19 protein-coding genes are annotated in these 24,053 nt (G+C 57.4%); 2 read left to right on the top strand and 17 right to left on the bottom strand.

Annotated features, from left to right (window positions below; all coding sequences use genetic code 11):
* Positions 1–5: 5 nt before the first annotated feature.
* From LZU96_RS05520 to LZU96_RS05480, 9 genes are all read right to left on the bottom strand, one after another.
* On the bottom strand, positions 6–623 hold the full coding sequence (locus tag LZU96_RS05520; RefSeq protein ID WP_233987386.1) for a YfgM family protein: 618 nt from the start codon (positions 621–623) through the stop codon (positions 6–8).
* Positions 624–662: 39 nt separating this feature from the next.
* Entirely contained in the window at positions 663–1,937 is a 1,275-nt protein-coding gene (hisS, locus tag LZU96_RS05515; protein ID WP_233987385.1) for a histidine--tRNA ligase, read from the bottom strand.
* Between the two features lie 105 nt (positions 1,938–2,042).
* Positions 2,043–3,164, bottom strand: coding sequence for a flavodoxin-dependent (E)-4-hydroxy-3-methylbut-2-enyl-diphosphate synthase (gene ispG / locus LZU96_RS05510; protein WP_233987384.1), 1,122 nt, complete (start codon positions 3,162–3,164; stop codon positions 2,043–2,045).
* A gap of 37 nt (positions 3,165–3,201) precedes the next feature.
* A complete protein-coding gene (gene rodZ, locus LZU96_RS05505; RefSeq protein ID WP_233987383.1) occupies positions 3,202–4,227 on the bottom strand; it encodes a cytoskeleton protein RodZ in 1,026 nt (341 codons plus the stop codon).
* Positions 4,217–4,951 carry a type IV pilus biogenesis/stability protein PilW gene (gene pilW, locus LZU96_RS05500; protein ID WP_233988134.1) on the bottom strand — a complete coding sequence of 245 codons (735 nt, stop codon included), beginning with the start codon at positions 4,949–4,951 and terminating at the stop codon, positions 4,217–4,219. Before pilW ends, rodZ begins: the two co-directional genes overlap by 11 nt.
* A gap of 80 nt (positions 4,952–5,031) precedes the next feature.
* Complete coding sequence (locus tag LZU96_RS05495; protein WP_233987382.1) at positions 5,032–6,201, bottom strand: bifunctional tRNA (adenosine(37)-C2)-methyltransferase TrmG/ribosomal RNA large subunit methyltransferase RlmN; 1,170 nt, start codon at positions 6,199–6,201, stop codon at positions 5,032–5,034.
* Between the two features lie 185 nt (positions 6,202–6,386).
* A complete protein-coding gene (gene ndk / locus LZU96_RS05490; protein WP_003848684.1) occupies positions 6,387–6,818 on the bottom strand; it encodes a nucleoside-diphosphate kinase in 432 nt (143 codons plus the stop codon).
* 175 nt (positions 6,819–6,993) lie between these two features.
* Complete coding sequence (pbpC, locus tag LZU96_RS05485; protein ID WP_409520426.1) at positions 6,994–9,321, bottom strand: peptidoglycan glycosyltransferase PbpC; 2,328 nt, start codon at positions 9,319–9,321, stop codon at positions 6,994–6,996.
* A gap of 12 nt (positions 9,322–9,333) precedes the next feature.
* Positions 9,334–14,229 (bottom strand): alpha-2-macroglobulin family protein, encoded by a 4,896-nt coding sequence (locus LZU96_RS05480; protein ID WP_233987380.1) that lies wholly within the window; start codon positions 14,227–14,229, stop codon positions 9,334–9,336.
* A gap of 145 nt (positions 14,230–14,374) precedes the next feature.
* Here LZU96_RS05480 and sseA point away from each other — a divergent pair, with 145 nt between their 5' ends.
* Positions 14,375–15,217 (top strand): 3-mercaptopyruvate sulfurtransferase, encoded by an 843-nt coding sequence (gene sseA / locus LZU96_RS05475; protein WP_233987379.1) that lies wholly within the window; start codon positions 14,375–14,377, stop codon positions 15,215–15,217.
* A gap of 33 nt (positions 15,218–15,250) precedes the next feature.
* On the opposite strand, the gene sseB is transcribed toward sseA, so the two are convergent.
* From sseB to trmJ, 5 genes are all read right to left on the bottom strand, one after another.
* Positions 15,251–16,015, bottom strand: a complete 765-nt coding sequence (sseB, locus tag LZU96_RS05470) for an enhanced serine sensitivity protein SseB (RefSeq protein ID WP_094119748.1) — start codon at positions 16,013–16,015, stop codon at positions 15,251–15,253.
* Between the two features lie 47 nt (positions 16,016–16,062).
* Entirely contained in the window at positions 16,063–17,349 is a 1,287-nt protein-coding gene (gene pepB / locus LZU96_RS05465; RefSeq protein ID WP_233987378.1) for an aminopeptidase PepB, read from the bottom strand.
* Between the two features lie 169 nt (positions 17,350–17,518).
* The gene (locus tag LZU96_RS05460) at positions 17,519–18,673 is read right to left on the bottom strand and encodes an IscS subfamily cysteine desulfurase (RefSeq protein ID WP_233987377.1); all 1,155 of its coding nucleotides are present in this window, start codon (positions 18,671–18,673) and stop codon (positions 17,519–17,521) included.
* Positions 18,674–18,761: 88 nt separating this feature from the next.
* Entirely contained in the window at positions 18,762–19,259 is a 498-nt protein-coding gene (gene iscR / locus LZU96_RS05455; protein WP_233987376.1) for a Fe-S cluster assembly transcriptional regulator IscR, read from the bottom strand.
* A 130-nt stretch (positions 19,260–19,389) separates the two neighbouring features.
* The gene (gene trmJ / locus LZU96_RS05450; RefSeq protein WP_233987375.1) at positions 19,390–20,142 is read right to left on the bottom strand and encodes a tRNA (cytosine(32)/uridine(32)-2'-O)-methyltransferase TrmJ; all 753 of its coding nucleotides are present in this window, start codon (positions 20,140–20,142) and stop codon (positions 19,390–19,392) included.
* 132 nt (positions 20,143–20,274) lie between these two features.
* Between trmJ and suhB the strand changes: the two genes are divergently transcribed.
* A complete protein-coding gene (gene suhB / locus LZU96_RS05445; protein ID WP_031376258.1) occupies positions 20,275–21,078 on the top strand; it encodes an inositol-1-monophosphatase in 804 nt (267 codons plus the stop codon).
* Positions 21,079–21,140: 62 nt separating this feature from the next.
* Here the strand turns inward: suhB and LZU96_RS05440 are convergent, their stop codons facing one another.
* The 3 genes from LZU96_RS05440 to LZU96_RS05430 form a co-directional block, all read right to left on the bottom strand.
* On the bottom strand, positions 21,141–22,154 hold the full coding sequence (locus LZU96_RS05440) for a TIGR04086 family membrane protein (protein ID WP_233987374.1): 1,014 nt from the start codon (positions 22,152–22,154) through the stop codon (positions 21,141–21,143).
* Between the two features lie 202 nt (positions 22,155–22,356).
* Positions 22,357–23,334: a nickel/cobalt transporter gene (locus LZU96_RS05435; RefSeq protein ID WP_233987373.1), complete on the bottom strand. Its 978-nt coding sequence runs from the start codon at positions 23,332–23,334 to the stop codon at positions 22,357–22,359.
* Entirely contained in the window at positions 23,325–23,951 is a 627-nt protein-coding gene (locus tag LZU96_RS05430; protein WP_233987372.1) for a DUF1007 family protein, read from the bottom strand. Before LZU96_RS05430 ends, LZU96_RS05435 begins: the two co-directional genes overlap by 10 nt.
* Between the last annotated feature and the right edge of the window lie 102 nt (positions 23,952–24,053).

Here is a 24,053-nt window from a genome sequence, read left to right as displayed (position 1 = left end):
CTGGCTTAGCTTAAGTTATTCATCTTCATCTGCATCATTTGCTTCAATGCCGGAGAGGCGTCAGATTCAACCCCTTTGCTCCATGCATCGCGCGCGCCCTGCTTGTCGCCTTTGCTCAGCAGCGCTTCGCCGCGGATATCGGCCACAATGGCTGTCCAGCCATCACCCTTCACAGCGTCAAGGGTTTTAAGCGCCGCATCAGCTTGATTCTGTTGCAGTTGAATGCGTGCCAGGCGCAGGTTAATCACCGCCTGCAGGTTGGCATCTTTGGTATCTTTCAGGCCGTTTTGCAGCAGCGTCGCGGCTTTGTCCAGCTGGTTGGTATCAACATACTGTTTTGCCAGATCCATCGCGGCCAGCGCACCGTAAGTGTTGCTGTTTTCATTGGCAAAGGTGTTTACTGCTTCCAGCGTTTCTGGCTTACCCGCCTGCATGGCGCTGGTGAGCTGCTGGTACTGCGCCGACACCGACTTCGTCGCCTCTTCCTGATGGCTGGACCAGTAACGCCAGCCGCCCAGCGCAGCAATGCCGATCACTACGCCAACCGCTAACGCTTTACCATTATTGGCAAAAAAGCGGCGCAGCGCATCGGTCTGCTCGTTCTCATTGCTATACACTTCCACGCAATCCCTCTCCTTTCAATGGTTGGTGCTGTAACACGCTTACTGTAACAGCGTGCGCAAAACAGCAGCAGCCTCTGCCTGAGCCAGCGTTTGCTGCTCGCCACGGCGTAGATCTTTAATCACGACCTGACCGGCCTTCACTTCATCCTCGCCTAACACCAGCGCGACGCGAGCGCCCCATTTGTCAGCACGAGCAAACTGTTTTTTAAAGTTGCCGCCACCGAAGTTGGTCATCAACCGCAGTTCTGGCGCTTCATCACGCAGTTTCTCCGCCAGTTGCATCGCAGCAGACTGCACGCCCTGACCCGAAGCGATTACATAGACATCCACATTGCTCGTCGGTTCAAAATCGGGATTCACCGCCTGAACCAGCAGTACCAGACGCTCCATGCCCATGGCAAAGCCGACGGCTGGCGTTGCACGTCCGCCGAGCTGTTCCACCAGGCCATCATAGCGACCGCCGCCACACACCGTACCCTGTGAACCGAGGCTGTCGGTCACCCACTCAATCACCGTACGATTGTAGTAATCAAGCCCGCGCACCAGGCGCTGGTTAATGGTGTAGGCGATACCGGCATCATCCAGCAGCGCACAGAGGCCGTTGAAATGTTCGCGTGATTCATCGTCCAGGTAGTCGCCGAGTTGCGGCGCATCGTTCAGCAGTTGCTGAATTTCGGGGTTTTTGCTGTCCAGTACCCGCATTGGATTACTGTACATGCGGCGTTTGCAATCCTCATCCAGCACCTCTTTGTGCTGCTCAAGGAAGGCGACCAGCGCATCGCGATAGCGGGCGCGGGCTTCAAGGGAGCCAATGGAGTTGAGTTCAAGGCGAACGTGATCGGCGATACCCAATGCTTTCCACCAGCGGGCGTTAAGCATAATCAATTCAGCGTCAATGTCCGGGCCCTGCAGGCCAAACACCTCGACGCCCATCTGGTAAAACTGACGGTAGCGTCCCTTCTGCGGACGCTCATAGCGGAACATCGGGCCCATGTACCACAGGCGCTGTTCCTGGTTGTAGAGTAAACCGTGTTCAATACCGGCGCGCACGCAGCCTGCGGTCCCTTCCGGACGCAGCGTCAGGCTTTCGCCGTTGCGATCCTCGAAGGTGTACATCTCTTTTTCAACCACATCGGTGACTTCACCGATGGCACGTTTAAACAGCGGGGTCTGCTCCACCAGCGGTAAGCGAATTTCGCTGTAACCGTAGCTCGCCAGCGTCTGTTTAAGAACGCTTTCAATCCGTTGCCAGATGGCGGTATCCGCAGGCAGGTAATCGTTCATCCCGCGAATCGCCTGAATATTCTTCGCCACGTTAGAATCTCTTAATGCAAAAAAACCTGTCCGGCATCATACCTTATGAGGATGAAACCGCACAGGTTCAGTCAAAAAAGTCACGTACGCAAACCGCGCACGCCATTATTTTTCCAGATGCTGCACATCAATACGGCGGCTGGCATCCAGCATCGACGCTTTGGCACGAATGCGCGCTTCCAGCTGATCGATCATATCGTTGTTATCGAGACGATCGCGCTGACGCACGCCATCTTCGTAGAAGCCGCTTTTCTTGTTGCCGCCGGTCACGCCCAGCGTGGAGAGGGTTGCTTCACCTGGCCCGTTGACCACACAACCGATAATGGAAACGTCCATCGGCGTGATCAGATCTTCCAGACGCTGCTCCAGCGCGTTGACCGTGCCGATAACGTCAAACTCCTGACGTGAGCAGGTTGGGCAAGCGATGAAATTGATCCCACGAGAGCGAATGCGCAGTGACTTGAGGATGTCGAAACCGACTTTCACCTCTTCAACCGGATCGGCCGCCAGCGAAATACGCAGCGTGTCGCCGATGCCTTCTGACAGCAGTAAACCCAGCCCGATGGCCGATTTCACTGCGCCGGCACGCGCGCCGCCCGCTTCGGTGATGCCGAGATGCAGTGGCTGCTCAATCTGTTTCGCCAGCAGACGGTACGATTCAACCGCCAGGAAGACGTCAGAGGCTTTTACGCTAACTTTGAACTGATCGAAGTTAAGGCGATCGAGATGATCGACATGGCGCATGGCGGATTCCAGCAGCGCCTGCGGCGTCGGCTCGCCATACTTTTCCTGCAGATCTTTTTCCAGCGAACCGGCGTTAACGCCAATTCGGATCGGGATATTGTTATCGCGTGCACAGTCAACCACCATGCGGATGCGCTCATTGTTCCCGATGTTGCCGGGATTGATGCGCAGGCAATCGACGCCATATTCGGCGACTTTCAATGCAATGCGATAGTCAAAATGGATATCGGCCACCAGCGGGACGTTCACCTGCTGTTTAATCAGTCTGAATGCTTCTGCAGCATCCATCGTCGGCACCGAAATGCGGACGATGTCGACACCGACGCGCTCAAGGGCTTTGATCTGATTGACCGTCGCCGCCACGTCAGTGGTGCGGGTGTTCGTCATCGATTGAACAGCGATTGGCGCGCCGTCACCGACTGGCACCTTGCCGACGTAAATACGTTTGGATTTACGGCGGATAATGGGTGCTTCGTTATGCATATTTCTTCTCCACAATTGCCCGGTACGCGATACGCTGTTATTGCGCACCCAACGTCAGGCGAGCAACCTGGTTATTACGGATAAAACGACTTAAATCAACGGGCTGATTCTGATATTGCACCTGAACCGCGGAAGGAGCGCCAATTTTCAGACGATACGGAGCGGTTCCTGCGAGACTGAGTTTACCACCGCTACGCTGCAGGCCGCTGAACAGTTTTTTACCGGTCGCATCACTCACTTCCAGCCAGCAGTCGGCGTTAAAGGTCATCACCACTGCATTCGGATCGGTAGCCGGTTCACTGACTGCCGCTGCGCCCACCGGCATCTGCGGTGCGGTGCTGGCACTGTTGGGGGTTGCCGCTGGCGCGGCAGCGGTATTGTCTACCGGTGCCTGGCTGGGTGAAACCACCGCATTGTTGCTGTTGTCCGGCTGCGCTGCAGGCGCGGTATTGCTATTGCTGGCACTGGCGGCCGGAGCCGCACTGGCTGGTACGCTGGCGGCGCTGTTGTCAGCCGCCAGCGGCACATTGTTACTTTCATCGGGTGCGGCTGGGGTAGTGCTGTCACCGCTGGATTCACCCAGCGGAATAGACTGACCATCACCACTGCTGCCATTCTGGTCGGCCATCGACACCAGATCATCCTGTGAGGCTTTATGATTCTGCCACCACCAGGCGCCCGTCAGGCCAACCACCACAAACAGCACCAGCCAGGTGAAAATCATCAACCAGCCGTCACGCTTTTTGCGGCGCTTACCCAAAGAGAAACTTTGCATCGGTTCGATTTTTGCTGCACGAACCGGCGTCTGTTTCGCCATCATTGGCAGCAGTTCCTCTTCAGGAATATGCACCAGTCGGGCGTAGGAGCGAATGTAGCCGCGCAGAAAGGTAGAGGCTAAATCGGCTGGCGACTTATCTTCCTCAATGTCACGCACGGTAGAAAGTTTCAGACACAGGCGTTCAGCGACGTTCTGCTGCGTCAGCCCCATCTGCTCACGGGCCAGACGCAGGCGTTCACCTGTTGAATGTACTGCAGAGTTCTCTTGAGTGGCTTCAGTATTCATTAGCTAAATAACGCTGGTACTGTATCGATTGCGGAAAACGTCGCGCTAACCGGTCGCCATAACGTGAAACGTCAGCGGCATTCCCCTGTAGCGCGGCGAAACGTAAGTGTAACGCCAGACTGCGTGCCGTTTCGGGCCGCTGTTGCTGGTAAATCTCGAGCAAAATCTGCGCGCTGGTCAGCTGGTTTTCAGCCAGCAGCTTTTCAGCTTCACTCAGCACCGATCCGGCTTTGCGATCGTCGGACTCCAGCGCCTGCTGTAATGCACGCCGTGCCGTGGCAAACTCGCCTGCCTGCAGATAACAAAATCCCGCCAGTTCAAGCGCATCGATGCGGGCATCAACCTGCTGCGCATCGCCTGCCCGACTAAACTGTTGATGCGCTTCGCCATACTGCCTTAAAGTGCAAAGAAACGCACCGTAATTGTTAGCGACAAAACCATTCTGCGGGGCCTGCTGTTGTGCCAGCTGGTAATGGGCCTGTGCGGCAGCTCGATTACCCTGCATTTGCGCCAGCCGGGCCAGCGCCAGTGATATCCGATAATCATCCGGTGCCGCCGCCTGCGCTCGCAGGAAATTACGCTCAGCGGCTTCTTCATCACCGCTCGCCAGGTAATGCATACCTAACTGTAGACGCACTTCTGCCGCACCGGGTTGCTGAGTGTGGCTGACACACCCGCTTACAACAAACAGGGCCAGTAAAGCCACAGGTAATCCCTTACGCATCATCGTTTCCATTGGGTTGACGTTAGCAGCGTTAAGCCTGCCACGCGTCACACCCTCAGGAAACGTTAACGGTCACGGTTTCAGAGCGCCTTCACAGATATCGCTTCACCAGCCATTTTTTTCCGCATCGTCCGCTTGGTGCGGTCGATCACTTCGCCCGCCAGCTGACCACAGGCGGCATCAATATCATCACCACGGGTTTTACGCACGATGGTGGTGAAACCGTAGTCCATCAGCACCTTGGAGAAGCGATCGATGCGGCTGTTAGAGCTGCGGCCATAAGGTGCGCCCGGGAAGGGGTTCCACGGAATCAGGTTGATTTTGCACGGCGTCTCTTTCAGTAAGGCGGCAAGCTCATGCGCATCGTCAGTGCTGTCGTTCACATGATCCAGCAAGACGTACTCGATAGTGACGCGCCCCTGATTGGCATTCGACTTCCCGATGTAGCGTTTAACCGCGGCCAGGAAGGTTTCGATATTATATTTTTTGTTGATCGGGACGATATCGTCACGCAGTTTGTCATTGGGGGCGTGCAGCGAGATCGCCAGCGCAACGTCAATCATATCGCCCAGTTTGTCGAGCGCCGGTACTACGCCGGAGGTCGAAAGGGTCACGCGACGCTTCGATAAACCAAAACCGAAGTCATCCAGCATGATCTCCATCGCCGGCACGACGTTGTTCAGGTTGAGCAGAGGTTCGCCCATGCCCATCATCACCACGTTGGTGATCGGACGCTGGCCGGTAATTTTGGCTGCACCAACAATCTTCGCCGCGCGCCATACCTGACCAATGATTTCCGATACCCGCAGGTTACGGTTAAAGCCCTGCTGCGCAGTCGAACAGAATTTACACTCCAGCGCGCAGCCCACCTGCGACGAGACACACAGCGTGGCGCGGTCGCCTTCCGGAATATAGACGGTTTCAACCAGCTGATCGCCCACGCGAATCGCCCATTTAATGGTGCCATCGGTGGATCGCATCTCTTCCGCCACTTCCGGCGCGCGGATTTCGGTCAGCTCCATCAGCCGGGTGCGCAGCTTTTTGTTGATGTCGGTCATCTGCTCGAAATCATCGCAGCAGTAGTGATAGATCCACTTCATGACCTGGTCAGCGCGGAACGGCTTTTCACCGAGCGACAGGAAAAATTCGCGCATCTGCTGACGGTTGAGATCCAGCAGGTTAATTTTTTGGCTCTTGGGGGAAACGGCAATTGGGGATGCGGACGCGGGCGTCACAATCTGTTCAGACATAATGTTCTCTGGCCTCGTTGTTACACGTTATGGCGCTGTTCAGGAATAGGTAAAAAATTGCGCCTTCATTAAGCGGAGTCAATGAAGGCGCAATATTGTACAACATCTGCGGCCTGATAACAGGCAGGAGTCGCCTCCCTCAGGCAGATTTTTGTAAAGTCAGCCGGTGGTTTATCGCCAGGCGATTAACGGGTACGCGGGCAGATTTCGTTTTCGCCGAAGAAGTAAGCGATTTCACGGGCAGCAGATTCTGCAGAATCTGAACCGTGGGTCGCGTTCTCGGTGAAGCTGTCAGCGTAGTCAGCACGCAGCGTGCCAGCCAGCGCGTTTGCCGGGTTAGTGGCACCCATCAGGTCACGGTGACGCTGAACGGCGTTTTCACCTTCCAGCACAGAAACCACAACCGGGCCAGAGGTCATAAATTCAACCAGACCGTCGAAGAATGGCTTGCCCTGATGCTCAGCGTAGAAACCTTCAGCCTGCTCTTTGCTCAGCTGCAGCATTTTTGCGCCAACGATTTTGAAGCCTGCGCTTTCAAAACGGTTGTAGATGGCACCGATCACGTTTTTAGCGACGGCGTTTGGCTTGATGATAGAAAAAGTACGTTCGATTGCCATGTTGACCTCTGTCTTGACGTCCTGAAGAAACCGGAGGCGCACGCCCCGGCTAAGAAACGGCGCCGATTATAGGGGCAGAGCCTGGCGTTGCCTATCAGAGATCCGCAATTTATTGAAAAATCTTGATCTGAATCGGAGCAAAGCGGTCGCAACTCTGATTTAGCGCAAAAAACCATCACAGCCGGCTGAAGCTGACGGAGGCGAGCTGCCCCTCTTCATCCATCACCACCAGCTGATAATCTCCTGGATGATCAAGATGCAGCGACAGATGATCCGCGGCGTTTTGCGTCATCAGAGGCTCGCCATTCAGGAACCACCAGCGCTGTTCGCCCTGCCCTCCCTGAACCGCCACCGGGATCACCAGCGAGCCGTTGCCTGGCAGCGGCTTGACGATCTGCCGCTCAGTCACGCCGGTGACGATCAGCGGTGCGCTGCTGCCCTGCTGTAACGGCGGACAATGGGTATCAACAGGCGGTAAGCGTTGCGCCCGCCGTTCATGAGGCGGTAGCCAGGCTTCCAGCGGCAGCGGCCAGACCAGCCGCTCGTGACGGGTGGCGTTGGGGCAATCTGCTGCCACACGCAGTCCCTGCGCATTCTGCCAGTAGCCGATGCGCAACCCGCTGAGGCTCTCCTGGCCAGGCGCCAGCAGGGTTGGCGGCAGCGTATTCGCGGCGACCCAGCTTTGCCGCCGCTGGCGGCAATTCTCGTCTCCGGCGGGCAGCGGCTGACCGCCAGGCCAGCAAATAGTGGCTACCGTTACCGAGGCCGGACGCGGATCAACCGGCACGTCACGCCTGCCGAGGCGGCTCATCAGCACACTGTTGATCTGGTTCATGACGGGCACAGCAGAGGCAAAACCAAACTGCCCGGCCACCGGAGTCGCATCCGGTCGCCCGACCCAGACGCCAATCAGATAACGGGGATTGATTCCCACCGACCAGGCATCGCGATAGCCGTAACTGGTGCCGGTTTTCCAGGCCAGAGGCACCACGTCGGGTACGCGGCCATTGCCTGCCGGCTGCGCTTCACCGGCCAGGATACGCCGGACAATCCACGCTGCTTCCGGCGACAGCAGCCGCCGCTGTTGCAAGGGTTGATCGGGCGTCCAGCGCAGCGCAGCGGCATTGCCGTGGCGGGCAAAGGCGCTGTAGGCGGCCACGATCTCATCCATGCGCGCCCCGGTGCCGCCAAGAATTAACGAAAGATTAGGTTCAGCGCCGGGCGGAAAACGTAAGTTCAGGCCCACATTGCGCAGACGTGCCGCCGCATTTTTCGGCCCCAGCGCCTCCAGTAACTGGACGGCGGGCAGATTCAGGGATCGCACCAGCGCCTCGCTGGCGCTGACCGGGCCGTGAAAACCGGTGTCAAAGTTACCTGGCCGGTAATCACCAAAGCGACGCGGCACATCCTGCAGCAGCGATTCGGCATGGATCAGCCCCTCGTCCAGCGCCATGCCGTAAATAAAGGGTTTTAACACCGAGCCAGGCGAACGCACGCTGGCGATCATATCTACATGTCCAAAACGGCTGTCATCGGTAAAGTCAGCCGAGCCGACGTAGCCACGCACCGCCATGGTGGTGTGATCCACTACCAGCATCGCCAGCGAGGTGCGCGGCGGAAGCTGATTTTTTACATTCAGCGCCAGACTTTCCAGATCACGCTGCAAAGAAGGGTCGAGCGTGGAGACAATCTTATCGCTGCGGCTGATCGACAGCATACGCCGGGCCAGCAATGGCGCCATCTGCGGCATCTGGCGCGGCGGCAACCAGACCGGTTCCTGACGAATCTCCGCCACCTGTTCAGGGGACCAGATGCGGTATTGCGCCAGCCTATCCAGCACTTTATTACGGGCGGCTTCCGCCCGCTCCGGCCAGCGATCGGGCCGCAGACGGCTGGGTGCCTGCGGTAAAACCGCCAGCAGCGCCGCCTCACCGCGCGTCAATTGCGACGGTGCTTTTCCCAGCCAGCTCCAGCTGGCCGCACCTACCCCTTCCAGCGTGCCGCCAAAGGGCGCGCGGTTAAGGTAGAGCGTCAGAATGTCACGTTTGGAAAGATGCCACTCCAGCTGCAGCGCACGCCACGCCTGAATCAGCTTGCCGCGCAGCGTACGGGGTTGCGGGTCAATAAGGCGTGCCACCTGCATGGTCAGGGTGCTGCCGCCAGAGATCACGCTCTGATGACGCAGATCCTGCCAGGCGGCGCGCAGCAGAGCCAGTGGATTGATGCCGGGGTGATACCAGAACCAGCGATCTTCATAGGTCAGCAGCGCCTGCAGATAGGCCGGAGCCACCTCCTCTGGCGTCACCGGATAGCGCCAGATCCCCCGGCTGTCAGCAAAACGCCACAATGGCGTACCGTCGCTGGCAACAATCACCCGCGCAGGCTGGACCTGTTTAAGCGGCAACGGGAACAGCCGATCCAGTCCCCACGTCGCCAGCCACAGTGCCAGAAAAAAAAGCGGCAGCGCGAGCCACCGCTTTTTAATAGTGCCGATGTTAATCACGCCTGACGTCACTTACTGGATTTGCAGCTGCGATGGCGTGCTGCCAGTGGCGCGCCACTCCGGCACATACATCGACTCGACCTGCGGCGGCGGCATCAGGTAGCGACCCGGTGTGACTGCCCGCGCCAGATAGATCAGCGTGGCGGGACGATAAGTATCCACCGCCAGTGCCGCCACAAAGCGATCGTCACGGAACTCAATGTGCTTAATGTCAGCCTGCTGCATATCACCCATGCTCTCCTTCAGCGCGTCCGCACTGTCGCCGAGGCTGGCGCTGCTGTCGGCCAGATTCTGGTTTTCCAGCTCCAGCCCGGCAGGCAGCAGATCCACCACCAGCGCATCTTTGATGTTGCGCGTCGACGAAACGGTCAGACGCACTACCAGTAACTCACCACTGCGCAGCCTGCTGAGATCGGCGGCTTTGCCATCCAGAGTAAAGTATTCACGTTTTATTCCGAGCACATTGCTTTCCGGCTGTGGTGCGGTCAGTGGATAACCGGTGACATCGAGACGACCATACAGCGGCGCACTGCCCGGATTACTGATGGCTAAGCCCTGCAACAGTCGCTCAGCCGCCAGCCCTTTATTCAGCGGTGCATCGCCCTGCAGCGGCTGTGGATCGCCCGTCAGTATCGCCTGCCAGTTTCTGCCCTGCGCACGCTGCAGAGTATGGGCCGCAAGATAGAGCGCATTATTTTCCTGGGTCGAGAACCAGCGTTTGCCGTTAACCTCTTTTGACAGCGACAGCAGCAGACTATTCTGCAAATCAGGCTGCAGTTGATTTTCTGCTAACAGGGCTATCATCATTCCCTGATCGCGCACCCTGCTGCCATAGTCGCCAAACCACTCTTTATCTGAGCGCGTCAGGCTGGCACCCTGCATGATCGCCAGCTGTGAACGTTGCCCGTCACCCATCAGCTTCAGCGCCACGCCAAGCTGCATCAGCGCCAGGCCGGAGCGGGATTTGTCCCGTTTTTCATACAAGACGCGCAGCGCACCCAGAGGCGCGCGCTGCTGACGCGCCAGCACCAGTCCGGCGTAAGCCTGAACGCTGAACTGCAGCGCGGCGTTATTATCGCTGCTGCCACCGCTGATCTGCGCGGGATCCTGCAGATAGCGCAGCAGCCGGGCGTTAGCGCGATCAACCACGTTATCCGGCAGCGCATAGCCCGCCTCGCTGGCGCGCAGCAGGAAGTCCGTCACGTAAGGCGTCAGCCAGAACTCCTCTTCACTCTGTTTATCCCACAGCCCGAAGCTACCGTTGGCCCGCTGCATGCCCGCCAGACGGGCAATGCCGGTGTTGACTGCGGCCCGGCGCGCCTCATCACTGCTGGTTTTTATCCCCATGGCCGTCAGCCCGGCATGGCTGGTGTAGAGAGAAGGCCAGAGGCCGCTGCTGGTCTGTTCCAGACAGCCGTAGGGATAGGTGTAAAGCGCACTGATATAGCTGGCGATGTTCAGCGGCGGGCGATTGCTCAGCGTCAGCTGTCCACTCAGGGTCTGAGCCTCCAGCCCGGTGAAAGCGGCTGCCGCGACCTGCCACGGCTGATCGGGATTGATCACGGCATCGAAATTCAGCGTCCGGGCCGGATAAGGTGGCCGGACACCGATTTTCCACTGCTGTTTGCTGGGCTTCACCTGCTCACCCGGCAGATTCAGACCGGAAATCTGCACGGTGACCTCACCGTCACCAAAGCCGGTTTTCGCGGTGACCGGAATCTGCACTGTGGTGCGTGCGCCTTTAGCCAGCGTCACGCTCTGGCTGGCAGCACTGGTCAGATCCACTAAACCACTGCTGCTCAGATCTACTTTCAGGGTTTGCGGCAGCTCCGTCAGGTTAGTGATATCCAGCGCCAGTGATGCCGTGTCGCCGCTGGCAAGGAAACGTGGAGTGGCCAGTTCGCTGATCAGCGGTGCCGCGACCACCAGTTTGCGCTCTGCCGCGCCGAAGCTGTCGTCGCTCCAGGCCTGAGTCATCAGCCGCAGTTCGCCGTTAAAGGCCGGGATCGGCAGCGTAATCGATCCGTTGCCCTCTTTATCCAGCGTCACCGCCTGTAACTGCTGCGCCACGATATTGACGTGCGTCACCGGCTTTTTGCCGCCGCGCGTCATCGATTCATCTTCGCCATCGCCACCAAAACGCAGCGCCGCCAGCCGGCCACCGCCTTCGATCAGCTGACCAAAGACGTCATACTGATCGACGTTGTAGCGTTTACGGCCAAAGAACGCCTGCCACGGATCGGGCGTTTTAAAATCTGTCACGCTCAGAACACCGCTATCCACCGCTGACAGCAGCACATTCACTTTTTCTGGCAGCGGGCCACCGTCACGACTGGCGTGAACTTTTACCGTCAGGTTTTGTTCGGGACGGATTTTATCGGGCGCATCCAGCGTCAGATTTAAGCGGCGCGCCTCCGTCGCCATCGGCAGATGCAACAGCCCCACCGCGCGTTTTGGCGTTGCGCCACTGACCTTATCACCGTCACGCACCACGATGGCGCTGAAGTAGAGATCGTGACGCTGCCAGCTCTCAGCCACGGGCACATCCACCGTTGTGCCGCCCTGCGGAACAGTCAGCGGTTGCCACCAGAGGGTGCCGCTGCTCGACTCCACCATCAGGTAGCCTTTACCGGCCGCCGGTGAATCCACCTGCAGATGCACGGTGTCGCCCGGCTGGTAAGCGGCTTTATCCAGCTTCAGTCTCACCTGATCCGGGCGCAACGCGCCCGTGCCATTGGTGTTATCCTGCCAGTCATAACCCGCCTGGAACCGCACGCTGCTGACGATCTTTTCGCCCGCCTGCACTTCCAGCCGGTAGTGGCCCCACTCGACCGGGAAGCTGACTTTAGTACTGCCGTCAGCCGGGACAGAGATGGCGCGTTCATCTTCCTGCAGATCCTTGTCGCCGTACCGCGCCTGCCAGCCTTCGCTGTCAGAGAAACTCCAGTAGTAATCACGGCGTTCGCGAATCAGGCGCACTTCCAGCTTATCTGCCGCCAGTTTTTTGCCCTGACTGTTGGCATAGACAATGTCGAATTCGGCCAGACTCTGTTCCGGCACGGTAGGCTCATCGTGATAGCTGTCACTGCGGTAGTCATAAACCGCTTTATTACCGAACAGCGGCCGGATACCCGGCAGGGCTTCTGCCGGCCAGATGGCCTGAGTGGCACGACGGGTAACCGGACGTCCGCCGGTTTCAAGCAGGCTGGCCTGCAGGATCAGATTGAGCGGGGAGTGCAGCTGATCCCACTGATTCTCTACCTCAAGCTGCGCTTTACCCTGGGCATCAAGCCTGAGATCCACCTCATCCAGCGTGCGCTTCAGACCTTCTTCGGTAATGTCACCAAACTGGTAGCCCGGCAAAGCAGCCACCGCCTCGCGTGCCGGTCGCAGATAGAGTTGTCCCTGTAACGTGTTACCCGCGGCAGGTGCGCCATAGAGATAGCGTCCCTCAATACCGAACTCAACACGGGCATCAGCAGGCTGTGGCTGGGGATCGTTTTTCAGGGTTAACGCCATGCGTTCCGGCAGAAAATCTTCGACGTGGAAATGCCACTGGCGCTTGAGGTTATCGCCGGTATTGAGCCGCAGCATCCAGTCGCCGGTCATGGCAGATGCGGGCAGCGACAGTCGCTGCTGGTAGAATCCGGCGTCAGGCTGCCAGACAAAAGTCTGCATCACCTGGCCATCGGGCTGCACCAGCTCCGCTTTAATCGGCTGCGCGGGCAACGGGCGTCCGTCAGCATCACGAAGCAGCGCATTAACGATGACCGTTTCGCCAGGTCGGTAGATATCGCGCGGGCCAAAGACAAACAGTTGTTTGTCATAGCCCTGCGGCCCGGCAACCGGAAATTCGGCCAAATCCAGCGCCGGACGTGACAGATCGATCATCGAGGTCTGCTCACCCTGCACTGCCAGCAGCAGCTTCCCTTTTTCATCCGCCTTCAGGCGCAGATGACCGCTACTGTCGATGGTGCCGCTTTGCAGCACCTGTCCTTTCTCATCCAGTAACCTGACGCTGACTCCGGAAAGCGGCTGGCCGTTTGCCAGACTCTGAGCGAACAGTTCGAATTGGGTCGGGAAGCGATGCAGTGACAGGCCGATATCACTCAGAGTGAAAAGCGTGGCAGGCTGACTGTAGCGATAAGTACCGGCCTGCTTCATTACCGCCAGATAGACACCCGGTTGCTGAAGTGCGGAAATATCACGCATCGGCAGTTGCAGCTTTTCACGCGTGTTACGCGCCGGGTTGAGCTCAAAACGTCCGGAATAGACCAGCTGGCTGCTTTTCAGCAACTCCTGAGACTGCCAGCTGGAGAGGTTGTTGCCGTAGTTCCACTGCGAGAGAAATTCCGCCAGGCCCGCGTTTTTTATCCGGAAAAAATCCACATCAACCTGATCGACATTCAGTGCCAGTACCGGCAAACCCTGAGAGAGACGCAGCGGCAGCAGCGAGCCACGGCTGGCAAAGCCCACCATCGGTTCGATATCACGGGTTGTCACTTTTTTACTGATGCCGGCAGGCAGCGTCTCACCGCTGGCGGCGCGTAATCCCGGCTCCAGCGTCACGGTAAACTGACGTGACGGCTCCGGATGGCGAAAGCGCAGCGCTTTGCGGTTCTCTGACAGCTCCCAGGCGCCGTCAACCTGACCCTGTTTATCATCGATCAGCCTGACTTTTTGCGTCAGATCCTGCTTATCATCCAGCGGCTGATTGAAGGTTAACACCAGCGCGGCTGCGCCATCGAGCTGAAGCTCAGAGAGGTCGAGTAGCGCAAGTGGCTTGCTGACCTGTTGGGTGGCAGCGGTTTCCGCCGCGCTGACCGATAAAACCGGAGTGGCCGCGGTTGCCAGCAGAGAGCCGCCGATCAGCAAGCTGAACAGCCATGGGTTAATGCGTTTTTTCATGGTAAATCCTTCACCGTGTCCCAGAGGAGTTGTTTTGTAACGCTGCGCAATTTCATATCAATGCTCGCATTTAATCAACGCTTCTCTTGAGATGGCGCCCGCATTGCCCGACACTGACAGCACAGATCACTGAGATGAGGTTGTTATGACGACGCCACTGTTTGTGTCCGCCGACTGGTTACAGGAACACTACAACGATGAGACGCTGCAGGTGCTGGACACCCGTATGCTGCCGCCCGGTCAGGAGACGATCCGGGATGTGAATGGCGAATATCTGGCGGAACATCTGCCCGATGCGCCTTTCTTCAATATTGAAGAACTGTCGGATCACACCAGCCCCTATCCGCACATGCTGCCGCGCGCCGAGCGTTTTGCCGTGGCGATGCGCGAGCTGGGTATCAGTAGCGACAAACATCTGGTGGTGTACGACGAAGGTAATCTGTTCTCAGCGCCACGCGCCTGGTGGATGCTGCGCCTCTTTGGCGTGGCGCAGGTCTCGATTCTGGCCGGCGGCCTGCAGGGCTGGAAAGCGGCCGGTTATCCGGTTGCAACGGGTCCGGTCTCGCTGCCGGAAGGCGAATTTGAAGCCAGCGCGGATGAAAGCCAGATCCGCCGGCTGAACGATGTCCTGCTGATCAGTCATGAAGGCGGCGCACAGATTATCGATGCTCGTGCGGCCAATCGTTTCAACGCCGAAGTGGATGAGCCACGCCCCGGTCTGCTGCGCGGTCACATTCCGAACAGCCTGAATGTGCCGTGGAACAGCCTGGTGGTCAATGGCGAACTGAAACCGCTGGCTGAGCTGCGCGATCTGTTCACGCGCGCCGGGGTTGATCCGGAAAAACCGGTGGTGGCGAGCTGTGGTTCGGGCGTGACGGCGGCGGTGGTGATTCTGGCGCTGACCGCGCTGGGCGCACGTCAGACGGCGATTTACGACGGTTCCTGGAGTGAATGGGGCAGCCGCGACGACCTGCCGATTGCGAAGTAAAAAAAGAGCGGCCATTGCGCCGCTCTTTTTTCATCAGAGTATCCGTTCGCTGCCTTTAAAGTCGCGCAGGAAACTGCCCCAGCGGCGCTCATAGAACGGCGTAATGTGGGCGGTAAAGAAGTGGCTGATGCCGCGATCTTCCACCGTCACTTCGCACAGATCCACCGGCGCATCATCCGGCAGCGTATCCATCGCTACGCTACCCGCCGCCTGAATGATCGCCTCAATGTCGCTGTCCGCTTCAATACCAATCAGCAGGTTCGGCGCTTCATCGGCCCGCTCACGGATGCTGGCGATAAACGCACGACGCACCTGTTTATATTTGCTGAACAGCTGGGTCAGCGAGTCAACCATCTGCGCGGGCGGTTCGGCTACTTCAGACAACAGCAGCGACTGCCCGCCTTCCAGCACCGTTTGCTGACTCAGGGCGCTGCCCTCTTCCGCCAGCAGATGAGTGATTTCGGCAGGCGAGAACTCTTTGCCGGTCGGTAACTTAGGATTGAGAAACAGCGTTTCGCCGCGGGTCATTTCAAACAGCGTGCGCACCGGCAGACGCAGATAAGCCTGCTCAGTGCTGACCGCGTCGCTCATCGCCTGTTCTGAACTGAAAAACGGAATGATGCTGCTGCCATCCTCTTTTTCCCAGTGCTGCAGATCGACCGGCGTGCTGGCATCAAGTTGCTGCGCGGTGCTTTCGCCCGGCACCCAGACGTCCGATTCCAGCAGCAGTTGAAAAAATTCGGGCCGGTGAGCTGGCTCGGTCGCCGCCAGCTTCAGCACCTCTTCAAGACGGTTCATAGTCACTCTCTAAAAATGCGGCGGCTGAAGCCACCGCGGAATAGCACTTATTTCAGTAACAGGTTAGCCAGCGTGCGCACACCAAGGCCGGTGGCGCCTGCGGCCCACTGATCGACCGCGCTTTTGCGGTAGGTCGCCGAACAGTCGATGTGCAGCCAGCCCTGCTGGTAGTTGCTGACGAAATAAGAGAGGAACGCTGCCGCGCTGCTGGCACCGGCCGCATGTGCCGGGCTGGCGATATTATTGAGATCGGCAAAGTTAGACGGCAGATGGCTGCGATGGAACTCGGCCAGCGGCAGACGCCAGAACGGCTCGTTCTCACTGACCGCGCTGCCCATCAGCGACTGCGCCAGCACCTCATCAAAGGTGAACAGCGCGTGATAATCGTTACCCAGCGCCGTCTTAGCTGCACCGGTCAGGGTGGCGGCGTCGATGATCATCGTCGGATTCTGCTCGCTGGCGTCGATTAAACCGTCAGCCAGTACCAGGCGTCCTTCCGCATCGGTGTTCATTACTTCCACCGATTTGCCGTTGCGATAGCGAATGATATCGCCCAGTTTGAAGGCGTTGCTGCTGACCATGTTGTCGGCACAGCAGAGGTAAAGTTTGACGCGTTTATTCAGACCGCGCGAAATGGCCATCGCCAGCGCACCGGTCACGGTGGCCGCGCCGCCCATATCGGACTTCATCGAATCCATGAAGCTGCTCTGCTTCATGCTGTAGCCGCCGGTGTCGAAGGTAATACCTTTGCCGACCAGACAGGCGTAAACCGGCGCGCTGTCGTCACCGGTTGGATTAAAGTCGAGCGCCAGCAGCACCGGCGGACGGCTGGAACCGCGTCCCACCGTATGCAGGCCCATATAACCCTGGACCCGCAGATCCTCACCTTTGGTGATGCGATAGCTGACGGCGCTGCCGCCCACTTCGCTGATCAGATCGATAGCCGTGTGCGCCAGCTGTTCCGGGCCCAGCTCTTCGGCCGGCAGGTTGATGGTGTTGCGTACCCAGTCGATAATTTTCAGACGACGATCAAATTCCGCCTGCTCATGCTCACCCAGCGTCGGCCACTCAACCTGACGCTGCCCTTTCGGACCGCGGTAGCCTTGCCAGAATGCCCAGCACTGCTCAAGGTGCCAGCCTTCGCCGGTCAGCGCCACGTGGCGGATACCCTGGCTATCCAGTTTGCGGCCGGCTCGCTGAAGGGTCATCAGCGCGTCAGCGCCGGTCAGGTGCAGCGTCATCCCGCTGTCGTTGCTGCTCAGAATGGCTTTTTCGCCCCAGCGCGCATCGGCGGGCTGGCTGCTAAGAGTGATGTTCATCGGTTGTGTGGTCATCGCGAAGCTCCATAGACGTTATTCGTTTCATCCAGCCCGATTGTTAAAGCGGATTTAATAAGATGTTACATGCAAGATGCAGACAGACCTGATAACAGATTCCGTCAGAGGATGCCAGCGTAGCGCAAATAATGGCGCGGTTTCCAGAATCAGGCCGGTAAGCTGCCGGTTACATTAAGGCGCGCAGACGCGTCACCGATTTCTGCACCAGCGCAATGGCGTAATCGATCTCTTCTTCGGTGGTAAAACGGCCAAGCGAAAACCGCAGCGAACTGTGGGCCAGCTCTTCACTGACACCCAGCGCCCGCAGGACATAAGAGGGCTCCAGGCTGGCCGACGTACAGGCCGAACCGGAGGAGAGCGCCAGATCTTTCAGCGCCATGATCAGCGATTCACCCTCAACGTCGGCGAAACTGAGGTTAAGTATAGTGGCCGCGCTGTGCTGCAGGTCACCGTTAAGCGTGACGCCTGGCAGCGTACTGATACCCTGCCACAGCCGGTCGCGCAGGCTCTGCAGACGTGCCATTTCAGTTTCACGCTCTTGCGCCGCGATCTGATAGGCTTCGCCCATTCCGACAATCTGGTGTACCGGCAGCGTCCCCGAACGCATACCCCGCTCATGCCCACCGCCGTGGATCTGGGCGGCAATCTGCACGCGCGGTTTACGACGCACATAGAGCGCACCGATCCCTTTCGGACCATACAGTTTGTGGGCGGAAAAGGACATCAAATCAACCGGCAACAGGCTGAGATCGATCGGCAGCTTGCCGACGCTCTGGGTGGCATCCACATGAAACAGAATGTCGCGTTCACGGCACAGCTCACCAAACGCAGCGATATCCTGAATCACCCCGATTTCATTATTGACGTGCATGATCGAGACCAGAATGGTGTCGTCGCGCAGGGCGTCACGCAACATGTCAGGGCTGATCATGCCGTTGGCGGCCGGTTTCAGGTAGGTCACATCAAAGCCTTCCCGCTCCAGCTGCTGGCAGCTGTCGAGCACGGCTTTGTGTTCAGTCTGGCTGGTGATGATATGTTTGCCGCGCGCCTGATGAGCGTGGGCTGCGCCTTTAATCGCAAGATTGTCCGATTCGGTGGCGCCCGAGGTGAAAACGATTTCACGCGGATCGGCATTGACCAGTTCGGCCACCTGATTGCGCGCCACATCGACCGCTTCTTCAGATTGCCAGCCAAAACGGTGAGAACGGGAGGCCGGATTACCGAACGTGCCATCCAGCGTCAGAAACTGCATCATTTTGCTGGCCACACGCGGATCGGCCGGCGTGGTGGCGGCATAATCCAGGTAAATCGGTAATTTCATTGCGCTACAGCTCCGTATAAAAAATCATACGTCTTTATAGCAGATTCGGCCCCGCCCGCGTTAGCAGTTAGGGCCGCAACAGCGGGGATTACGAGGCGCGCAGATTGACGTTGATTTCCTGAGCGCGCGGGCTCTGGAAGCGACGATTGTCATTGGCGTTCTGACGATCGGCCACGTCAAGGATCTCCTGATTATTCACCAGCTCAGCCAGGGTAATATTGTTCAGGAAGTCACTGATACGCACGCTCAGATCGCGCCACAGGACGTGTGTCAGGCAACGCTCGCCGCCCTGGCAGCCTTCTTTGCCCTGGCATTTGGTGGCGTCAACCGACTCATCGACCGCGGTGATCACTTCACCGACGGCGATAGCATTTGATTCTTTGCCTAACAGATAACCGCCGCCCGGACCGCGCACGCTGGAAACTAAGCCATTTTTACGCAATCGGGAGAATAACTGCTCGAGATACGACAGCGAAATGCCCTGACGTTCAGAAATATCAGCCAGCGGAACCGGGCCTTCATGGGAGTGAAGGGCAACGTCCAGCATAGCAGTTACGGCATAACGTCCTTTAGATGTCAGTCTCATAGCGTACGACCTCAATAGCGTCCGGTTATCGGAGGATTTGCAAAAGATGCTGGCAAGTCTGACATTCCCGAGTAATTTGGTCAACTATTTAACCAGGTAAAACACTCAAGTATTTAACCTGGTATTTTACTCAACTATTATCTTCTTCTTTCTTCTCGTTTTTCCGCTTTTCAAACGACGAAAGCATCCCGCGCAGGATGTTAAGTTCATCACGTTCTGGCCGCGCACGGGTATAAAGACGACGCAGTTTGCTCATCACCTGACCCGGATTGGCTTCGCGGATAAAGCCGCTGTTCAGCATCATCTGTTCCATGTGCTGATAGAAGCGTTCAAGGTCATCCACCAGTGGATAAGGCGACTCCGTATACTGCGGTTGCGGGCTGGCCTGTTCCTGCGCCTGCAGCCAGGCCATGCGCACTTCATAGGCGATGATCTGTACTGCCATTGCCAGGTTCAGCGAGCTGTATTCCGGGTTGGCCTGAATGGCGACATGGTAATGACACTTCTGCAGCTCTTCATTGGTCAGGCCGACGCGCTCACGACCAAACACCAGCGCCACCGGAGCCTGCTGGCCCTCTTCCACACTTTTCACGCCGCATTCGCGCGCATCCAGCATCGGCCACGGCAGCGAACGGGAACGGGCGCTGGTGCCGACCACCAGGCTACAGCCCGCGATGGCTTCATCCAGTGAGTCGACGATTTTAGCGTCGCCAATCACATCACTGGCACCGGCGGCGAGAGAAATCGCCTGTGAATCGGGTTTCACCAGTGGGTTAACCAGATAGAGGTTGGTCAGGCCCATGGTTTTCATGGCGCGGGCAACGGAGCCCATGTTGCCGGTGTGAGAGGTTTCAACCAGCACGATACGAATATTTTGCAGCATTAATGAGGAGTCTCAGCAACGGGTCAGTAAAATCAGTGGCGTGAATGCTAACATAAAGCAGGACATTTACCGAACACGCTGCTATACTCCGCGCCGTTTTCCCCGTTCTTTAACATCCAGCGAGAGATACCGATGCATCCAATGCTCAACATTGCCGTGCGCGCAGCGCGCAAGGCCGGAAATTTAATTGCCAAGAATTATGAAACCCCGGACGCCGTCGAAGCCAGCCAGAAAGGCAGCAACGACTTCGTAACGAATGTTGACCGTGAAGCAGAACGCCTGATTATCGAAGTGATTCGTAAATCTTACCCGAAACATACCATCATCACCGAAGAAAGCGGTGAACTGGCGGGTGAGGATCAGGACATTCAATGGGTTATCGATCCGCTGGATGGCACTACCAACTTCATCAAACGCCTGCCCCACTTTGCTGTTTCCATCGCCGTGCGCATTAAAGGCCGCACTGAAGTCGCGGTGGTTTACGATCCAATGCGTAATGAACTGTTCAGTGCCGTACGCGGCCAGGGCGCTCAGCTCAACGGATACCGTCTGCGCGGTAGCATCGCTCGCGATCTGGATGGCACCATTCTGGCCACCGGCTTCCCGTTCAAACTGAAGCAGCACGCGCCAGCCTATATGAACATCCTCACTAAACTGTTTACCCAGTGCGCCGATTTCCGTCGTACCGGTTCAGCTGCGCTGGATCTGGCGTATGTGGCTGCCGGTCGCGTTGATGGCTATTTTGAGATTGGCCTGAAGCCGTGGGATTTTGCTGCCGGTGAACTGCTGGTGCGTGAAGCGGGTGGTCTGGTCACTGACTTCACCGGTAACCACGGTTATCTGCATTCCGGTAACATCGTGGCGGGTAACCCACGTGTGGTGAAAGCGATGCTGTCAAACATGCGTGAAGAGCTGAGCGAAGCGTTAAAACGCTAAGCGACAGCAGAGAAAAAGGCGGCTTATCAGCCGCCTTTTTTATTGCCTGATGTTAGCGTGAATTAACGACGTTCGTGTGACAACACCTGACGAGGCTGAGTACGACGACCCACCATGCCCATCACACCGGCCAGCACCGCTTCGATAATCAACAGAATCAGTGCATACCAGCTGGCTTTCGCCGTCGCTGCTGCTGCCTTCTCTGCCGCTTCACGTGCTTTCTGCTCAGCCTGCTGCTTCAGTTCCTGATATTTCTGTACTGCCTGCTGATAGCTCTTTTCGGTCTGCGCGACGATCTGATCCACTTCCTGATCACTTTTACCGGTACGCGCTTTAATAATATTTTTCAGCGCATCACGATCGGCAGCCTGTAATGTATCTGAATGACGATCCATCACGCCTTTTAACCAGTTAGTCAGATCAGTATCCGCCGTCTGAGGATGGTTAGCCGTGTTGTTAGCCTGGTTCTCTGCATTCTGCGCTTCGTTATTTGCATCCTGCTTTAAATTCTCAGGCTGTAATTCCGGCTTACCGGTCTGACGCAGCGTAGTTTCCAGTTCATTCTGCAGATCATTTAAATTAATATTGCTTTCCTGCAACTTATCTTTCGCCATTTGGGTTACCGAAGGCGCTGCTGCGGAAATACCACTACCCAATGCCTGGAAACCGGAGCCGACAATATTCATCGCGCCGCCCAATACGCTACTTGCCAGCGCAATCGCCAGGTAAATAGTGAAAATTGTGCTAAGGCCAAACATCAGTAAGCCGTGCAGTGCCCCTTCGCGCTGCGCCAGGCGACCCGCCACATAGCTACCGGCCGCCATCGCCACCAGCATTTCAATGGCCGTCCAGACCAGCGCGCCGGTACCCAGACCGTCTAAAGGATTCTGTTCCTTCATCGGGTCAATAGTGGTGGCGCCAATAGCCGTTCCCAGCAGCGTCAATATGATGTGAACGATCAGCGCACAAATTACCCCGGCAAAGACAGCACTCCAGGAAATACGTTTGAGCGGTAATCCCGCTGGCCCGGTTGCCAGCGTTTCGGTATAGCCATTATTAATACGGGTATCAGCCATGAAATATTCTCCTCGCAACAAACAGAAAGGTGCTCTGGTTTTTATCATCCCGGCAGAGAATGCCGTTTTGGTAATAACAGCGTAGACAGTGAAGAGGCATTTCACCACCGTTACAGCGCGAGAAAAAAATAAAGATGTGAATTTAAAGAAATTAGTGAAGGTGTGCTAGCAGGGGCAATTTAATTCCCGCTGCGGTTTAAACTCATAAAGGCCGAATACCGCCGCTAAAGGCAGGCTGGGCTGATTGCCACAATGCGATGCCGGCCATGATTAAAATCAGGCTGCCCACCAGCGCCAGCAGGGGTAACAGCAGAGACGCCTGTCCGCGCTGGCGGGATTGAGTCAGCCGCTGTGCGACCACTCGGGCGCGCTGGACCAGCAAACCTATGGCCGAGATCGTCAGCGCAGTCCCCAGCGCCATCACGGCGGCTGACAGCACGCCCCAGGCATACACACCAATCACTTTGGCAAACAGCAGCATCATGATCGCGCCGGAACAGGGACGCAGCCCCATCGATACCACTACCAGCCACTGGGTTTTCACGCTAACCGCATCGTTGATCTGCTGTGGCGATGGCAGATGCGCATGACCGCATCCGCAGTGCGCATCATGCTGATGATCAGGATGGAGCGCCCGAAAGACGATAGCCGGACGCGGACGTAACGCCTGCCACAGCGATCGCAGCGCGCGATAACCGATCCAGATCCCCAGTCCGACCACCAGCAGATAACTGCCCTTCTCCAGCCAGAAACTGCTGAGATGCAGCTGGCGCGATGAGGTCTGCAGCAGCACCAGCATCACCGTGACCAGCACGATAGCCACCGACCCCTGTAGCAGCGACGCCAGCAGCGTCAGCCTGATACTGGTCTTCACTCTGGCCGGATGGGTGGCCAGAAAAGTGGTAATCACCACTTTGCCGTGACCCGGTCCCAGCGCATGCAGCACGCCATACAACAGACTGAACAGCACCAGCGTCACTCCCGCCTGCTGGGGCTGTTCAGCGACCTGCTGTAACAGCTGGGTCATCTGTCGATGCAGATCTTTCTGCCACAACACGCTTTGCAGCAGGATTTGCGGCCAGTTAAGCCAGATGAGCGTACCGCCAGCCAGCAGCAGCGCCGCCAGCAGCCAGAGCGGCCAGAGGCGCGAGCGGCGTTGCGGGGTATCGATCACTGACATGTGAGTATCACCGTCTGGGCAAACTGCCGGCCTAAATCGAGCTCTTCGGCCGGCGCATCGGCTTTATCCAGCGACAATGCATACTGTTTCAGGGAGTCATTGGGCTTTGGCGTATTCAGCGCAAACTTACAGCGTGGCTGCAGCGCGGGCGGCAGCGTCAGGGCGCGGGCATTGTCGTAAAACATGTCGACAAAATAGGTCGGATCGAAGGTGAGGATCTCAAAGCGCTGGCCGGTCAGTACCGGCGGTTCCGCCAGCGGCAGAATAAACTCAAGCACGGCTTTATGACCGTTACGCGACAAATTGTATTCGGTTGGCAGATTCAAAAACTTCACCCGCTGTTGATTGTGCCAGATTTCTGAAAAGTAGTGCTGGCCCAGCACGTTAGCCATCACGCCCGCTGCCAGCTTTTTCCACACCACGCTTCCCGGCTTCGCCTCGCCAGCGTCATACAGCAGATCGGCCGAGGTGATCTCATCCATCGTCCAGGTCATTTTCAGCCCGGTAAAGGTGTCGTCTTTGGCCACCAGTTCCGTTTTCATGTCGATGAAACTGTGCGGATGCGCCAGCGCAGCCGGACTTAATACCATCAGTAAGACAAAGCCTGTGCGTTTCATAATGTTATAAAGTAACGTTCCCGTTGAAAAGAATCTATAAGTAACAAAATTTTGTGACCCGCCTTAAACCTCTGACTAAAAAATCTGCCTGACCTACACCGG

This window comes from Pantoea agglomerans, from assembly GCF_021397715.1.
In the GTDB taxonomy this organism is placed as follows: domain Bacteria; phylum Pseudomonadota; class Gammaproteobacteria; order Enterobacterales; family Enterobacteriaceae; genus Pantoea; species Pantoea astica.
This window is presented reverse-complemented; position numbering and strand designations above follow the sequence as displayed.

Excerpts from the sequence above, each read along its gene's own strand:
- ispG (WP_233987384.1), bottom strand. The coding sequence starts at position 3,164 with ATGCATAACGAAGCACCCATTATCCGCCGTAAATCCAAACGTATTTAC.
- rodZ (WP_233987383.1), bottom strand. The coding sequence starts at position 4,227 with ATGAATACTGAAGCCACTCAAGAGAACTCTGCAGTACATTCAACAGGT.
- pilW (WP_233988134.1), bottom strand. The coding sequence starts at position 4,951 with ATGCGTAAGGGATTACCTGTGGCTTTACTGGCCCTGTTTGTTGTAAGC.
- LZU96_RS05495 (WP_233987382.1), bottom strand. The coding sequence starts at position 6,201 with ATGTCTGAACAGATTGTGACGCCCGCGTCCGCATCCCCAATTGCCGTT.
- ndk (WP_003848684.1), bottom strand. The coding sequence starts at position 6,818 with ATGGCAATCGAACGTACTTTTTCTATCATCAAGCCAAACGCCGTCGCT.
- LZU96_RS05480 (WP_233987380.1), bottom strand. The coding sequence starts at position 14,229 with ATGAAAAAACGCATTAACCCATGGCTGTTCAGCTTGCTGATCGGCGGC.
- sseA (WP_233987379.1), top strand. The coding sequence starts at position 14,375 with ATGACGACGCCACTGTTTGTGTCCGCCGACTGGTTACAGGAACACTAC.
- sseB (WP_094119748.1), bottom strand. The coding sequence starts at position 16,015 with ATGAACCGTCTTGAAGAGGTGCTGAAGCTGGCGGCGACCGAGCCAGCT.
- pepB (WP_233987378.1), bottom strand. The coding sequence starts at position 17,349 with ATGACCACACAACCGATGAACATCACTCTTAGCAGCCAGCCCGCCGAT.
- LZU96_RS05460 (WP_233987377.1), bottom strand. The coding sequence starts at position 18,673 with ATGAAATTACCGATTTACCTGGATTATGCCGCCACCACGCCGGCCGAT.
- iscR (WP_233987376.1), bottom strand. The coding sequence starts at position 19,259 with ATGAGACTGACATCTAAAGGACGTTATGCCGTAACTGCTATGCTGGAC.
- trmJ (WP_233987375.1), bottom strand. The coding sequence starts at position 20,142 with ATGCTGCAAAATATTCGTATCGTGCTGGTTGAAACCTCTCACACCGGC.
- suhB (WP_031376258.1), top strand. The coding sequence starts at position 20,275 with ATGCATCCAATGCTCAACATTGCCGTGCGCGCAGCGCGCAAGGCCGGA.
- LZU96_RS05440 (WP_233987374.1), bottom strand. The coding sequence starts at position 22,154 with ATGGCTGATACCCGTATTAATAATGGCTATACCGAAACGCTGGCAACC.
- LZU96_RS05435 (WP_233987373.1), bottom strand. The coding sequence starts at position 23,334 with ATGTCAGTGATCGATACCCCGCAACGCCGCTCGCGCCTCTGGCCGCTC.
- LZU96_RS05430 (WP_233987372.1), bottom strand. The coding sequence starts at position 23,951 with ATGAAACGCACAGGCTTTGTCTTACTGATGGTATTAAGTCCGGCTGCG.